Annotated in this window: 9 protein-coding genes; 2 read left to right on the top strand and 7 right to left on the bottom strand. The window is 71.2% G+C overall.

Going from position 1 to position 15,072, the window contains the following annotated elements; all coding sequences use genetic code 11:
- Positions 1-29 precede the first annotated feature (29 nt).
- The 5 genes from IF54_RS0132355 to IF54_RS0132335 all read right to left on the bottom strand — a co-directional run bounded on the left by IF54_RS0132355 (position 30) and on the right by IF54_RS0132335 (position 8,738).
- Positions 30-3,596 carry a BTAD domain-containing putative transcriptional regulator gene (locus IF54_RS0132355; protein WP_030325288.1) on the bottom strand — a complete coding sequence of 1,189 codons (3,567 nt, stop codon included), beginning with the start codon at positions 3,594-3,596 and terminating at the stop codon, positions 30-32.
- A gap of 120 nt (positions 3,597-3,716) precedes the next feature.
- Entirely contained in the window at positions 3,717-4,736 is a 1,020-nt protein-coding gene (locus tag IF54_RS0132350; protein WP_030325286.1) for an ABC transporter permease, read from the bottom strand.
- Positions 4,733-6,298, bottom strand: a complete 1,566-nt coding sequence (locus IF54_RS0132345) for a sugar ABC transporter ATP-binding protein (RefSeq protein WP_030325283.1) — start codon at positions 6,296-6,298, stop codon at positions 4,733-4,735. Before IF54_RS0132345 ends, IF54_RS0132350 begins: the two co-directional genes overlap by 4 nt.
- 2 nt (positions 6,299-6,300) lie before the next feature.
- On the bottom strand, positions 6,301-7,446 hold the full coding sequence (locus IF54_RS0132340) for a substrate-binding domain-containing protein (protein ID WP_030325281.1): 1,146 nt from the start codon (positions 7,444-7,446) through the stop codon (positions 6,301-6,303).
- A gap of 266 nt (positions 7,447-7,712) precedes the next feature.
- Positions 7,713-8,738, bottom strand: a complete 1,026-nt coding sequence (locus IF54_RS0132335) for a substrate-binding domain-containing protein (RefSeq protein WP_051735624.1) — start codon at positions 8,736-8,738, stop codon at positions 7,713-7,715.
- A gap of 544 nt (positions 8,739-9,282) precedes the next feature.
- On the opposite strand from IF54_RS0132335, the gene IF54_RS0132330 reads away from it, so the two are divergent.
- Entirely contained in the window at positions 9,283-10,776 is a 1,494-nt protein-coding gene (locus tag IF54_RS0132330; RefSeq protein WP_234439118.1) for an arabinofuranosidase catalytic domain-containing protein, read from the top strand.
- A gap of 47 nt (positions 10,777-10,823) precedes the next feature.
- Positions 10,824-13,430 (top strand): LamG-like jellyroll fold domain-containing protein, encoded by a 2,607-nt coding sequence (locus IF54_RS0132325; protein WP_030325274.1) that lies wholly within the window; start codon positions 10,824-10,826, stop codon positions 13,428-13,430.
- Between the two features lie 244 nt (positions 13,431-13,674).
- On the opposite strand, the gene IF54_RS0132320 is transcribed toward IF54_RS0132325, so the two are convergent.
- Positions 13,675-14,469 (bottom strand): thioesterase II family protein, encoded by a 795-nt coding sequence (locus IF54_RS0132320; protein WP_078852181.1) that lies wholly within the window; start codon positions 14,467-14,469, stop codon positions 13,675-13,677.
- Positions 14,466-14,909 carry a type II 3-dehydroquinate dehydratase gene (locus tag IF54_RS0132315; RefSeq protein WP_030325270.1) on the bottom strand — a complete coding sequence of 148 codons (444 nt, stop codon included), beginning with the start codon at positions 14,907-14,909 and terminating at the stop codon, positions 14,466-14,468. The genes IF54_RS0132320 and IF54_RS0132315 overlap by 4 nt, the downstream gene beginning before the upstream one ends.
- Positions 14,910-15,072: the final 163 nt, after the last annotated feature.

The raw sequence follows: 15,072 nt of genomic DNA, 5'->3' as shown, positions 1-15,072 counted from the left end.
TGCCGCCCGAGGACAGACCTACCCCCGCCCTACCGATCCCGCTCGTCACGCGCGGCGGCGGCCCAGTGCTCCGCACCCCACCGCCGCGCGACCATCTCCGCCCGCTCGAAGGAGCGCACGGCCGCCTTCTCGTCGCCGGTCAGCCGGTGCAGCAGGCCGAGGTAGTGCGCCACCGGCCGCATCGCGAACACGGTGTAGGCGGCTCCGGACAACTGGTCGCGTACGGGCAGGAGTTGGCGGATCAGTTCCGGCGCCTCGGCCCGTAGCCCGAGCAGCGCGGCCAGTTCTGCCCGGATGCCGGTGTTGCGGGTGTGGTGGTGGTCGTGGCGCAGGGGGGCGCGCCGGATCGCGCGGGCCTCTGCGATGCGGCCCTGCCGGGCCAGCACCAGCGCGTAGGTGTCCCCGTCGATGGGTCCGTTGCGTTCGTAGCGCTCGCGGGCCAGTTCCGCGGCCTCCGCGCCCGGTTCCAGGCCCGGCCCCCTTCCCAACCCCACCGTGATCAGGCCGAGTTCGTGGAAGTTCTGGGCGTGCATCATGCCGTGCCGGTGCATCAGGGCGCCGACCTCGTCGTAGCCGCGCACGGCCTCGTCGAAGTCGCCGCGGACATGCGCCAGCATGGCGAGGCTGGCCTGGTGCACGGCCTCCGGCTCGACGAGCCGGTAGCGGCGGGCGAGGTCAAGGCCGGCCTCGGCGTGCCGCCGCAGCGCGTCGGGGTCGCCCAGCGCGCCCGCGACGCTGCCGTCGATGAACTCGCACACCCACCGGTAGACCGGCAGGTCGAGCCGCTCGGCGAGGGGGCGCAGCTCGGCGGAGGTGCGGGCCCGGAAGGAGACGGCCCGTTCGTAGGAGCGGCACTTGGCCGCCGAGGCCAGTGCCAGGGCGAGCAGGGCCGGGTCGTCGGACTGCCGGGCCACGGCGACCAGTTCCCGGGCGGCCGTCACCACCCGCGCGGCATCGTCCTCGCCGGCCAGTTCGGCGACGAGGGTGTCGAGGAGGAGGCAGCGGGTGCCCGGGGCGGCGCGGTCGGCGGCGAGGAGCCGTTCCAGGGCGGCGACGAGGGGCCGGTCGACGAAGCCGTAGGGGCGCGTCTGCCAGGGTGTGGGCACCTGCCATCCGGTGAGAGCGGCGGTCAACAGGTCCTCCCGCCGGGCCTGTTCAGCGATCTCGATCGCCTGTCCCCTGGTCCGCCGCGCGGCGAGGGTGGTGCCCGCCCGCACCTGCGCCCGCAGCAGCTTCCCGAGCAGCTCGACCCGCCGGGCGTCCCGGTCACCGCCGGGTGCCGGTATCCGCTCGTAGGACTCAACGACCTGCTCCAGCATCCGTACTGCGGCGTCGTGGGCGTAGCGCCGTTCGGCCAACTCCGCTGCCCGCAGGCCGTGTTCGACGGCGAGGGGGGCCAGGGCGGCCGTACCGGAGCGGGCGCAGTGGTGGGCGAGTGCGGTGGACCCGGCGGGGCGCAGCTCGCCCAAGGCCTCGGCGATCCGGGCGTGGGTGCGCCCGCGCCGCAGCCGGGTCAGGTCGGTGTAGAGGGTGTCCCGGACGAGCGCGTGCGCGAAGCGCACCCGTCCAGGCCCGGGTTCGACGAGCAGCCCGGCCGCGACCGCGGCCTCCAGTCCTTCCAGGACGGCCTCCTCGCCGGCCTCGGAGGCGCGCACGAGCACCTCCACTTCTGCCTCCCGCCCCACCACGGCGGTGAGCCGCAGCACCTCGAAGGCGTACGCGGGCAGTCGCGCCAGGCGCCGGCGCAGCACGTCCCGGACACCCTGCGGCACCTCGGACAGCGCCACCAGGGAACCCTCGCTGGCCAGCAGCCGGGCGCTTTCGCGCACGTAGAAGGGGTTGCCGCCGGTGCGCTCGGTGAGCGCGGCGAGGGTGTGCCGGTCGACGGGTGCGGCGCAGACGGCGTTCACCAGGGCCCGTACGTCGTCGTCGGCGAGTCCCCCGAGGGCGATGCGGTGCGGTGACCGGGCGGCGAGCTGGGCGAGCGTGCCGGTGAGCCGCCGGGCGGCCTCGGTGGGACGGTGGGCGGTGAGCACCAGCAGGGGCGGTCCGTCGACCGCGGTGAGGTGTTCCAGCAGGGCGAGGGTCTCGGTGTCGGCGCGGTGGAGGTCGTCGAGGACGACGGCCAGGGGGCCCGCCTCGGTGACGGCGCGTGCCGTCCAGGCCGCCACGGCCCGGTGCAGCGAGAACCGTCCGGCAACGGCGTCGGCCGGGCCGCCGGGACCGTCCGCCCCTTCGCCGACCAGCGCGGCCACCGCCTCCGGGTCCTCCGGCGGCACCCGTCGGGCCAGGTCCCGGAGCGCCTCGACCCAGGCCCAGGCGGGCGGGGCCCCGTCGAACTCGGGGCAGCGTCCCACGGCGACCTGCCATCCCTCGTCGCGCAGCCACTGGACCGCTCGCCCCAGCAGCCGGGTCTTGCCGACTCCGGGCTCGCCGGTGATCTGCACGACGCCTCCGGTCAGGCGTCCTTCCCGGGCGGCGCGTTCGATCGTCCTCAGCTCGTCGTCCCGGCCGACGAAGAGCTCGTCGGCGCGGGGCGCCCGGTGATCAGTGAGGGACGGGGCGGGGCCGGAGTCGGCGTCACGTGCCGCCCGAGGGGCCGTGCCGGAGGGAAGCCGGGTACCGTCCGTGCCCGGGGCGGGGGCGGGGGCGCCGGTGGGCGGCTTCCTCGCAGGGGCGGGTCCCGGATTCTTCCTCGCGGAGGCAGGCCCCGGCGGTCTCGTCGCGGGGTCAGGCCCCGGTGGCATGTCCCGCCGCGCCGTCCAGTCGTCGGGCCGGGGCATCCGCTGCGCCGGGCGGTCCTCCAGCCGCCCTGGGGGACGGTCCTCCCGTCGCCCGAGAGGACGATCCTCCCGCCGCCCGAGGATGGCCCGCTCCAGCTCGACCAGCGCGGGTCCCGGCGCGAGGCGGAGTTCGTCGTGCAGGATGCGCCGACTGCGCCTGAGAGCGTCCAGCGCGTCGCCCCGCCGTCCCGCGCCCCACAGCGCCGTGGCCAGCAGCCGCCAGCCCTCCTCGCGCAGCGGGTGCTCCCGGGTCAGTACCTCGGCCGACGCCACCGCCTCGCTCCACCGCCCGTCACGGACCAGCGCGTCGATCAGCAGCTCCTGTGCGCTCAGGCGCAGTTCGTCGAGGCGCGCGACCTCGGCGAGGGCCCACCCGGCATCGGCGACCTCCGCGTAGGCAGGCCCGCGCCACCAGCCCAGCGCCTCCTCGACGAGTTCCCGGGCTTCGCGCGCCGACCTTGCCTCGCGCGCCCGGCACACCGCGCTCTCGAAACGCCAGGCGTCCACCGCCTCGTCCGGTACCCGCACGGCGTATCCGGTCGCGTCGCTGACCAGGACCTCGGCACGGGCCCGGGGTGCCCGGCCGGGTTCCAGGATCCGCCGCAGATTCGACACGTACGCCTGCAAGGAGGCGAGGGCACGCGTCGGCGGCCTGCCCTCCCACACCTGCTCGATCATCCGGTCCGCGGACAGCACCCTGCCGCGCGCGCAGAGCAGCAGCGCGAGAACGGCACGCTGCCGTGGTCCTCCCAGCCCTACCCGCACGCCGTTCACATCGGCCTCGACGGACCCGAGCACTCTCAACCGCAGCATGGTGAGCAAATCGTAAGGGCCTCACCCGCCCCGCCGGTTTCGGGAGCGTCTCGCGATGGCTCGATCGGCCCGGTGCGTTCATGCACCCCGCTCCCTAGCTCCGGCCACCAGCTCCCGCTCCTAACTCCGGCTCTTGCCGAAGTACCGTGCGCGGGCCCGGTCCAGGAGGATCGCGACGCCGAGGACCGCACCCTGGACGACCTGCTGGTCGTAGGGGCTGACCTTGAGGGCGAGCAGGCCGTTGGTGATGAACTCCAGCAGGATGGCGCCCGCCGCGATGCCGGCGATACGGCCCTCGCCGCCCGAGAGGGACATCCCGCCGACCACCGCCGCGGCGATCGCGGTCAGTTCCCAGCCCGCGCCGACCGACGGGTCGGCCACGTTCATACGGCCGATGACCAGAACGCCGACGAGACCCGCGAGGGCGGAGCTGGCGACATAGGCGGAGGTGATCCGGCGGCCCGTGGGAATGCCGGCGAGCCGGGCGGCCTCCTTGTTGCCGCCGACGGCGTAGATCTGGCGTCCCACATAGGTGCGCTCCAGGACGAACCAGGCGACGGCCGCTGCTCCGACGAAGAACAGTGCCGGGACCGGGACTTGGCCTATGTAGTACTGGCTGAGGTTGCTGAACAGCGGGTCGAGGTCGTTGATGGGCGAGCCGCTGGTGATGGCGAGCGCGGTGCCCTGGGCGACGGTGTAGGTGACCAGGGTGATCACGAAGGGCGGCACGTTGAGGCGGGTGACCATCACGCCGTGCCAGAGGCCGACGCCCGCGGTGACGACCAGGGTGAGCAGGATGGCGAGGGGCGCGGGCAGGCCCTCGTTCACGTTCATCCAGCCGGCCAGGATGCCGGCCAGACCGGCGAGGGCGCCCACCGACAGGTCGATGCCCCCGGTGAGGATGACCAGGGACTCGCCGATCGCGAGGATGCCGACCTGGGACAGGTCGCGGCCCATCACCTGGAGGTTGCCGACCGCCGTGTACGTCTCGGCGTTGGCGGCGATGGCCACGAACACCACCACGCAGGCGATGATGACGCCGGCCTCCGGGGAGGCCGCGAGTCTGCGGGCGAGGGTCGACGCGGCCGAACGGCGCGGCGGCGCGACCTCGTTCGGGGCGAGCGTGCTCTGCGCGCTCATGCTGTGGCTCCGTTCGTCACGTGACGGTTCTCGAGAGAGGCGGTTCCGGCCGCGGCCGTCATGATCCGTTCCTTGGTGGCGTCGGCCCGGTCGATGACCTCGACCACCCGCCCGTGGTTCATCACCGCGATGCGGTGGCAGATCCACAGCAGCTCCTCCAGTTCGGAGGAGGCGACCACGATCCCCATGCCCTGCTCGGCGGCCTGGTCGATGAGCTTGTAGATCTCCGCCTTGGCTCCCACGTCCACCCCGCGGGTGGGCTCGTCGAGGAGCAGCAGGCGCGGCTCCGCGGCGAACGCCCTCCCGAAGATGGCGCGTTGCTGGTTGCCGCCGGACAGCGAGCCGATGGGCTGCTCCACCGACTGCATCCGTACGTTGACGTTCTCGGTGATCCTGCGCGCCTCGGCACGTTCGCGGCCGGGACCGAGCAGGCCCCGGGTGCTGATCCGCCTGAGCACCGAGACGACGACGTTGGCCCGGATCGACGCGAACAGGACGAGCGACTGTTCCTTGCGGTCCTCGGGGATCAGCGCGATCCCGGCCGCCACCCCGTCCCCGGCGCCGCGCGGCCGGTAGGGCTCGCCGCCCAGCAGCATGCGGCCGCCGGTGGCGGGCTGCGCGCCGGCGACGGTGTGGACCAGGCGGCTGCGGCCGGAGCCCATCAGCCCGGCCACGCCCAGGATCTCGCCCTCGCGCACGTCGAGGTCGACCGGTCCGAGGCCGTCCGCGGTCAGGCCCTCGACCTGGAGCAGGACCGGGTTGGTGGCGGGCGGTGCCTTCGGTGCGCCCTGGGCGACCTCGCCGCCGACCATCTCCCGGATCAGCCGTTCCTCGGTGGCCTCGGCCGGTTCGAGGTCGGCGACGAGTCGGCCGTTGCGCAGCACCAGGACACGGTCACTGATCTCCCGCACCTCGTCGAGCCGGTGCCCGATGAACAGCACGGTCCCGCCGCGGTCGGCGAGTTGGCGGGCCAGACCCAGCACCATGCCGGCCTCGACCGGGCCCAGCGAGGACGTCGGCTCGTCCAGGATCAGCAGCTTGGGTTCACGGCCCCACGCCTTGGCGATCTCGATCATCTGCCGGGTCGGCACCGGCAGCGTGCGGACCTCGCGGTGCACCGGGATCGTCTCGGCGGACAGCCCGATCTCCGCGAGCATCGCCTTCGCCTCGTCGCGTTGTGCCGTACGGTCCACCAGGAGCCGTCGCTTCGACTCGCGCGGGCGGCGGCCGAGGAGCAGGTTCTCGGCCACCGAGAGCTGTCCGACCAGCGGGAACTCCTGGGAGACCATGGCGATGCCGAGCTGCCCCGCGGCCTCTGTGGACCCGGGGGGCAGCGGCTCCCCGTCGACGAGGATCTCGCCGCCGTCCCGGTGCACCGAGCCGGCCAGGGTGCCCATCAGGGTGGACTTCCCGGCCCCGTTCTCGCCGACCACGCCGATCACCTGCCCGGCGTAGAGGTCGAGTTCGGGCAGATCGAGGACGCGCACCGGGCCGTACGACTTGTGGACGCCCCGCAGCCGCGCGGTGACCGCGCGGTCCGGGGTTTCATCGGTGGCCGTCATGCTCAGCCGATCCCGAGCTGCGACTCGAGGGACTGGTAGGCGCCGAGGTCGGACTTGGTGACCAGGCCGACGCCGGAGCTGAGGGTCGAACCGTCCTTCTCCAGATAGGGCTTGACGAGCGCCATCGTCTTGTCCTTGCCCAGCACCTTCTCCGCGGCCAGGATGTACGCCCCGGTGCAGCCCTGCTGGTACGGCATCTGGACGACGGTCCCGGAGATCACCCCGGACTTGATGAACTTGAGCGTCTGGGCGTCGGAGTCGTCGGAGACGATGTGCACGGAGGCCGTCTTGCCGGCCGAGGTGACGGCCTGGGCCAGCGCGGGGCCGTCGTAGGAGTACACGCCGTAGAGGCCGTTGACGTCCGGGTTGTTGGCGAGGATGGTCTCGGCGTCCGAAGTGGCCGTGCTGGCCTGGAGGTTGTCGTTGACCTTCTGGGCGACCGTGATCTTCGTGCCCTTGAGGGCGGCCTCGAAGCCGGCGATGCGCTGGGTGGCGTTGGACGCGGTGAGCGAGCCGACCAGGATGGCCACCTTGCCCTTGCCGCCGAGGACCTGCTTCATCGCGGTGCCCGCCTGGAAGCCGGCGGTGTAGTTGGGGGTGCCGAGGTAGAGCGAGGCGGCGTCGGTGCCGGGCAGCGGGGAGTCGATCGCGAGGACGCTGATGCCCTTCTGGACGTCGGCGTGGATGGTCCCGGCGGCCGAGGTCGGGTCGATCGCGGAGATCGAGTACCCGGTGACGCCTTGCGAACGCAGCGTCTCCAGCTCGGAGTTCTGCTCGGTGAGCTTGCCGTTGGGCGGCGCGAAGTAGGTGCACTTGCTCTTCGCGATCCCGAGGTCGGAGCAGCCCTTGAGGAAGCCGACCTGGCCGGCCTTCCAGTAGTCGGCGGCCACGTTCACGACCATCGCGATGTCGACCTTGGACAGGTCCTTGCCGGCCAGCGCGGACTTCAGCGCCGCGTCGAGCTTGGCGAGGTCGGCCTGGTTGAAGGTGACCGAACCGGCCAGGGTGATCGGGGCGGCGGCCTTGGTGCCGCTGCCGGAACCCGCGGTGTCGGAGCCGCCCGCGCTCTTGGAGCAGCCGGTGGCGGCGAGGCAGAGGAGCACGGCGGTCGCGGTGGCCAGGGTGCGGGACCTTCTGGTGCGGAGCATGGTGGATCAACGCCCTTCTGAAGGGGGTGACTTGGTGGATGGGTGAGGCGGGGCGCAGGCGTGCGCACGGCATGCCCGTGTCGGGAGACCGTTGCGGGTGGGCAGGCTCATCTGACTTGATGTCAGAGCCGTTGGGGGGCCGCCCGCTTGGCGCGGTGGGGCCGAGGCCGGGCTTCAGGCGCCCTGCTTCACGCTTCGTGAGGCTGGTGCTCGCAAAAGGCTTTGCAGGGGCGGGACTTGCTGAACCGATGACTACTTGACGTCGGTCATGTCGGGCTCTCTGTTCGGTGTCGCGGGCGGGTCGCCGAGGCCCGCACGACAAGGCTGGGCGGTATCACGATGTGGGGTCTGCGGCCGGACGCCGGGATCCCGGAGTCCGGATCACCGACGATCTCGATGAGCGCGTGCAGGGCACGGCGGCCGAGTTCGTCGAAGTCCTGGCGGACGGTGGTCAGGGAGGGGCCGAAGTACTCGGTCTCCGCCATGTCGTCGAAACCGACGACGCTGATGTCCTCCGGCACCCGGCGCCCGGCCTGCTGGAGGGCCCGCAGCAGCCCGAGGGCCATGTGGTCGTTGGCGCAGAACACCGCGGTGACCCCCGGGTCGTCGGCGATCCTGCGGCCGTGCTCGTATCCGGTACGGGCCGTCCAGTCGGCACCGGCCAGGGGTTCGGGCACCGGAGCGCCCCGCTTCTCCAGGGCGGCCCGCCAACCGGCCTCGCGTTCCTGGGCGTCGAGCCAGGTGCGCGGTCCGAGCAGGTGGTGCACGGTGCGATGGCCGAGGTCGAGAAGGTAGGAGGTGGCGAGTTCGGCACCGGCCTCGTTGTCCACGGCGACCGAGACCAGCGCGGTGTGGGTGCCGCAGCCGACCGCGACGAGGGGCACGTCCCTCGGCACGTTGGCCAGTGCGCCGACCGCCGCGGTCTGCGGTGCGATGACGACGATTCCGGCGACCCCCTGGTTCCGCAGCCGGTCGACGGCGTCGAGGACGGAACGCCGGTCGAGGGTGCCGACGGCCGCCACGGTGACGAAGTAGTCGTACTCCCTCGCGGCCTGCTCGATGCCGTAGAGCATGCAAGCCGGGCCGTAGAGCGTGGTGTTGAAGCTGATGACACCCAGGGTGCGGGTGCGCCGGGTCGCCAGGGTGCGGGCGGCGGCGTTGGGCCGGTAACCGAGTTCGCGTACGGCGGCGAGGACCCGCTCCCGGGTGCGGTCCCGTACGTTCGGGTGGTCGTTGAGGACCCGGGAGACGGTCTGGTGCGAGACACCCGCGATCCGGGCCACGTCCGCCATCACCGGGGCACGCTCTCCGTCCACGTCCTGCCTCCTCACACGCCCTCGTGCCGGATACGTCGCGCTGGATACGACGTGCTGGATACGACGTGACGAATTGTTAGCGCACACATTCTTGGAGGGTCAAGGTGATCCGGACGCCGTGAGGACCGAAATCTCCGCGCGTCGGGAATTCGTCAAGTCGGCTCTGAGCAGCGGTTATCGGCCGCCCAAAGATCACTGGCGGCGACTCTGTGAACTCGGGTAAACAGACGGCACAGCTTTTGTTTCCGGACTCTTGACTGTGCAACCGTGTTGACCCGGTATTCATACGGCCGTAAAAAGACGGAGCCGCGAGAGCGAACGCTCCCTCCCGACCGATCACACGTGGACGGCGTGTGCGCAGGTCAGCCCTTCCCCACCCTCTTTCCCCCCACCCTCCCCCACGTCTGCGCCGCGACTGACGCTTCGTGAGGGCCCCGGGTTTGTTAGCGCCCACATCCCCGTTTCCCGGAACACACGGCACCCGCACGAACGACGGAAGAGGTTCACCGTGAAAGGTCGAGTGACAGCCCACCGACGTCTGAGAGGGCTCCTGCCGGCGGTATGCGCGGCCCTCACCCTCCTCGCCGGCATCCTCGCCGGAGTGGTGGGCACGGCCGGCACAGCAGCAGCCGCCTCGTCCCTCCCCTGTGACATCTACGCCTCGGCCGGAACCCCCTGCGCCGCGGCCCACAGCACCACCCGGGCGCTCTACGCCTCGTACAGCGGCGCCCTCTACCAGGTGAAGCGCGCCTCGGACGGGGCTACGACGAACATCGGCGTGCTCAGCGCGGGCGGTTACGCCAACGCGGCGGCCCAGAACTCCTTCTGCTCCGGCACGACCTGCACGATCACCGAGATCTACGACCAGAGCCCGAACCACAACAACCTGACCATCGAGGGCCCCGGCGGCAACGGCGGCCAGGACGTGGGCGCGATCGCCGACGCCCTCCCGGTCACGGTGGCCGGGCACGCGGCGTACGGCGTCTTCGTGTCGGCCGGCGTCGGCTACCGCGACAACAGCACCACGGGCATCGCGACCGGCAGCTCCCCCGAGGGCGCGTACATGGTGACCAGCGGCCATCACGTGAACAACCGCTGCTGCTTCGACTACGGCAACGCCGAGACGTCCGGCAACGACACCGGCAACGGTCACATGGACGCGATCAACTTCGGTACGGAGTGCTGGTTCTCGTGCACCGGTTCCGGGCCCTGGGTCGAAGCGGACCTGGAGAACGGCCTGTTCTTCGGGGCGAACGGCGCCTACTCCGGCAACACGGGCACCTCAAGCGAGTACGTCACCGCGCTGGAGAAGAACAACGGCACGACGACGTACGCGATCAAGGGAGGCAACGCGCAGTCGGGCTCCCTCAGCACCTTCTACAACGGAGCACTGCCGACGACGAGCGGTTACGCCCCGATGCACAAGGAAGGCGCCATCGTCCTCGGTACCGGCGGCGACAACAGCAACGGCTCGGACGGCTCCTTCTTCGAGGGCGTGATGACCGCGGGCTACCCGACGGACGCCGCCGACAACGCCGTACAGGCCAACATCACTTCGGTCGGCTACACCACCCCGACCCCGGCCTTCCCGGTCACCGGCACCGCCTACCGCCTGACCAACACCAACTCCGGCAAGGTGCTGGACGCGGTGAACTGCGGTACGGGCAACGGGACTTCGATCGACCTGTGGGCCTCGCTCGGCAACACCTGCCAGCAGTGGAAGTTCGCGAGCGCGGACAACGGCCACTACACCATCACCAACGTCAACAGCGGCACGGTCCTGGACGACAAGAACTGCGGCCAGTCCAACGGCACGGCCGTCCAGTTGTGGGCGTCGCTGGGCAACACCTGCCAGCAGTGGGACGTCACGCGGGTCGGCAGCCACTACACGATCTCCAACGTCAACACCGGTATGACGCTGGACGTGACGAACTGCGGCACGGCCAACGGGACGGTCGTACGGCAGTGGCAGCAGCTGGACAACACGTGCCAGCAGTGGGACATCGCGCCGTGACCCTCACCAACCCTCCCATGACACATCCCATTTCAAAGGAGCCGTGCATGCCCTCAGAACCCGGGCCGTCCCGCAGAGCCGTCCTGACCGCCATCGGTGTCGCGTCCCTGGCCGGTCCCCTCGCCGGGTCCCTCCCCGCCGTAGCGGCCCCCGCAGCGACGACCGCCCCCGTCGCCCTCCCCACCCCGTCGGCCCACTGGACCTTCGACGAGGGCAGCGGCACCACGGCCGCCGACACGTCCGGCAACGCCCACACGGCGACCCTCCAGGGCGCGGCGGGCTGGGGCGCCGGCAAGGTGGGCGCGCACAGCCTGAACCTGGCGGCGGGCGGCAACGCGACGGCCTCCGCCCCCGTAGTGGACACCTCGGCGGCCTTCTCGGTGTCCGCCTGGGTCAACCTCGCCCAACTGGGCGGCTACCAGACGGCCGTGAGCATCGACGGCAAGGTGGTCAGCGCCTTCTACCTGGGCCTGCGCGACGACACGGGCACGTTCGCCTTCGCCCGCCTGGCGTCCGACGCGACGCAGGGTGCGGCGGTGGCGGCGGCCGCGTCCGCCCCGGCGGTGAACACCTGGACCCACCTGGTGGGCGTCAACGACCCGGTGTCCGGCGTGACCCGCTTGTACGTGAACGGCGTGCTGGAAGGGGAGACGGCGTATGCGGCGGGCTGGGCCGGCACAGGGGCCACGGCGATCGGCCGTGCCCTGTACGGCGGCGGCCAGGTGGACCAGTTCCACGGCCAGATAGACGACGTACAACTCTTCCCCACGGCCCTCACCTCGGACCAGGTGGCCACGCTGGCGGGCGTCCCGGTGGACTCGACGACCCCCCTGCTGAGCGTGGACGTGTCGACCCCGGCACACGCGGTCTCCCCCATCCTTCCGGGCCTGATGTTCGAGGACATCAACCACTCGGGCGAGGGCGGCATCTACGCCGAACTGGTCCAGAACCGCTCGATGATGGCGAGCGACACGTCACCGGTGCACTGGTCGGCGGTGGGCGGTACGACGCTGACGCTGGACACTGGGGCCCCCTTGAACGAGGCGCTGAACCGCTCGCTGAAGGTGGCGCTGCCGAGCGGTACGGGCGCCGGGAGCCGGGCGGGCGTCTCGAACGACGGCTTCTGGGGCATCCCGGTCCGTCCCCGAACGACGTACACGGCCCGCCTGTTCGCGAAGGCGTCCCGCAGGCTGGGCCCGCTGACGGTGTCCATCGAGTCGGCGGACGGGGGGACGGTGTACGCGTCGGCTCGGGTGTCCCATGTCGGTACGACCTTCCCGGACCGCCCGTACGAACTGACCCTGCGGACGGGGGCGGGCGTCCCGGTGACGGGCGACGCCCGCCTGACGGTGACGACGGCCGACCCTTCCGCGTCCGGCGAGACCCTGTGGCTCCAGCACGTCTCCCTCTTCCCGCCCACGCACAAGAACCGCCCGAACGGTCTCCGGGTGGACCTGATGGACAAGTTGATCGCCCTGAAGCCGAGGTTCCTGCGCTTCCCGGGCGGCAACTTCCTGGAGGGCAACACGATCGCGACCCGCTTCAACTGGAAGAACACGATCGGCCCGGTCTGGGAACGCCCCGGCCACCTGGACGACGCGTGGGGCTACTGGTCGACGGACGGCCTGGGCCTGCTGGAGTACCTGGAGTGGGTGGAGGACATGAAGGCCCAGCCGGTCCTGGCGGTCTTCGCCGGCTACACCCTGAGGGGCGACCACGTCACGGGCGACGCTCTCCAGCCCTTCGTCCAGGACGCGTTGGACGAGATCGAGTACGTGACGGGCCCGGTGACGAGCACGTGGGGCGCTCGCCGGGCGGCGGACGGCCACCCGAAGCCGTTCCCGCTGGAGTTCGTGGAGATCGGCAACGAGGACTGGTTCGACGGCTCGGGGTCGTACGACGCGCGCTTCACGGCGTTCTACGACGCGATCAAGGCGAAGCACCCGCACTTGAAGCTGATAGCGACGACTACGGTGACGAGCCGCACGCCGGACCTGATCGACGAGCACTACTACCTGGCCCCGTCGGCGGCCCAGGCCGCAACGCACAAGTACGACAACAGGGACCGGTCGTCGACGAAGGTCTTCGTCGGCGAATGGGCGGCACAAGAAGGCCGCCCCACACCGGACTTGAACGCGGCACTCGGCGACGCGTCCTGGCTGGCAGGCCTGATCCGCAACTCCGACCAGGTGTTGATGGAGTGCTACGCCCCGCTGTTCTCCAACGTCAACAACAACGTCTGGGCGACGAACCTGATCGCCTACGACAACCTGACGAGCTATGTCTCGCCGAGCTACTGGGCCCAGCAGATGCTGACGAGCAGGCTCGGCGAGCTGGTACTTCCGGCGACGACACGGGCGTTGCCGAGCTTGGCGACGGTGGTGACCCGCACGGGTAAGCACGTGTACTTGGCGGCGGTGAACTACGGGACGGCGAAGCTGGACGTACCGATCGAGCTGACGGGGTTGGCGAGGGGGGTGAAGAAGTCGGCGACGGCCACGGTCCTGACAGGCCCGTCCGGGACAGCGACGAACACCCTGACGGAGCCGACAACGCTGGTGCCGAGGACCACGGGGGTGACGGGAGCGGCACCGACCTTCACCACGACCCTGCCACCGCTGTCGGTCACGGTCCTGGAGCTGACCCTCACCTGATACCTGACAAGCCTTTACGGGCCGCTGGACCGCCAGTTGTCCAGCGGCCTCCGGCTCACGCTGCCACGAACGGTCGCAGCTGAACCGAGTCACTCATGTCCGCGCGACGCCGAGCGGATCGACGAGCAGTACCTGATCAACAAGTGGCAGACCGGTATCGACCACCTCCGATCGCTGCCGCCCCAGGCGGACCGACCGCAGTTCGCGGCCCATTTGCCCTTCTTCGGGAGGGCGTTGTTGATGTTCAGGCCGGTTTCAGCAGGCCGCGCAGGATCGTCAGCACCTCGGTCATGTGGTCGTCCAGGAAGAAGTGGCCGCCCGTGAAGGTGTGCAGGGCGAAGGCGGCCGTGGTGTGGGAGGCCCAGGCCGCTGCCTCCTCCGGTGTGACCTCGGGGTCGGTGTCGCCCGTCAGGGCGGTGATGGGGGTCCCCAGGGGTGGGCGGGGCGGGTGGCGGTAGGTCTCGATGGCCTCGTAGTCGCTGCGCACCGAGGGCAGGATCATCGCGCGGAGTTCCGGGTCGTCGAGGAAGACGGGGTCGACACCGCCCAGTCGGCGCAGTTCCTGCAACACCCCCTCGTCGGTACGCAGATGGACCGATCCGGCACGGGGCCGGGAGGGCGCGCGGCGGCCGGAGGCGACCAGGGCCCGGGGCGCGGTGCCCGCCGCCTCGAGCCGGGCCGTCACCTCGTAGCCGAGCAGGGCGCCCATGCTGTGGCCGAAGACGACGAGCGGGCGGTCGGCCCAGGCGGCGAGGGCGTCCGCGACGCGGTCGGCCAGGTCGGTGAGGCGGGTGATGCCCGGCTCGGTGCGGCGCTCCTGGCGGCCGGGGTACTGGATCGCCAGCACGTCCGCCACGGGGGCGAGGGCACGGGCGAAGGGCGCGTGGACCGAGGCCGAACCGCCGGCGTGCGGCAGGCAGACCAGCCGTACGGGTGCCTCGGAGGCCGGATCGAAACGCCGGATCCAGGGGTCGGTGGACTCGCGGGCCGTACGGCCGCCCGGTGCGGGGCGGCCGTGGACGGCGGTGGTCGCGTTCATCGGGCCTCGGCGGGTGCGAGGGCCAGCAGCGCCCGGGCCGCGAGCCGGTAGCCGGTGGAGCCGAGGCCGGCGATGAGGCCGTCGGCGATCGGGGCGATCACCGACGCGTGCCGGAAGGACTCCCGCGCCCAGATATTGGAAATGTGCACCTCTATCCACGGTCGCGGGTAACTGGCCAGGGCATCCCGCAGACTCCATCCGGCAATCATCAGCGCGCCGGGATTAACAATGGCGCCGACCGTGTCGTAGTTCTCCTGAATGGCACGGATCAGTTCCGCCTCCGAATCATGCTGGATGTTCTTCACCTTCCAGCCCTGATCGGCTATCTCGTCCGCCACGGCCTCGGCGATGTCCGCCAGGGTTTCGGTGCCGTAGATCTCGGGCTCGCGACGGCCGAGGATGCCGAGGTTGGGCCCGTTCAGCAGCAGTATTTCGCTCATTTCCCCTCCAGGTGAAGGCGCCTGACTGCACTGCTGAAAAAGCTAGAGCAACGCCTTGCGGTGTGGAATTGCCAACCGTCTCCAAGGCCCTTGACAAGGGGGACATAGGGGTCCTGTAGGGGGATGACCCGGCCTGTTCTTCACCGGTAGATTCGCGGCACAG

Origin of the sequence: Streptomyces sp. NRRL B-3229, from assembly GCF_000719505.1 — a bacterium.
Taxonomy (GTDB): domain Bacteria; phylum Actinomycetota; class Actinomycetes; order Streptomycetales; family Streptomycetaceae; genus Streptomyces; species Streptomyces griseorubiginosus.
Note: the sequence above shows the minus strand (reverse complement) of the source record. Positions and strands in the feature narration are given on the sequence as shown.

Bases quoted from the DNA above. Each gene is read 5' to 3' on its own strand.
- IF54_RS0132355 (WP_030325288.1), bottom strand. From the start codon at position 3,596: ATGCTGCGGTTGAGAGTGCTCGGGTCCGTCGAGGCCGATGTGAACGGC.
- IF54_RS0132350 (WP_030325286.1), bottom strand. From the start codon at position 4,736: ATGAGCGCGCAGAGCACGCTCGCCCCGAACGAGGTCGCGCCGCCGCGC.
- IF54_RS0132345 (WP_030325283.1), bottom strand. From the start codon at position 6,298: ATGACGGCCACCGATGAAACCCCGGACCGCGCGGTCACCGCGCGGCTG.
- IF54_RS0132340 (WP_030325281.1), bottom strand. From the start codon at position 7,446: ATGCTCCGCACCAGAAGGTCCCGCACCCTGGCCACCGCGACCGCCGTG.
- IF54_RS0132335 (WP_051735624.1), bottom strand. From the start codon at position 8,738: ATGGCGGACGTGGCCCGGATCGCGGGTGTCTCGCACCAGACCGTCTCC.
- IF54_RS0132325 (WP_030325274.1), top strand. From the start codon at position 10,824: ATGCCCTCAGAACCCGGGCCGTCCCGCAGAGCCGTCCTGACCGCCATC.
- IF54_RS0132320 (WP_078852181.1), bottom strand. From the start codon at position 14,469: ATGAACGCGACCACCGCCGTCCACGGCCGCCCCGCACCGGGCGGCCGT.
- IF54_RS0132315 (WP_030325270.1), bottom strand. From the start codon at position 14,909: ATGAGCGAAATACTGCTGCTGAACGGGCCCAACCTCGGCATCCTCGGC.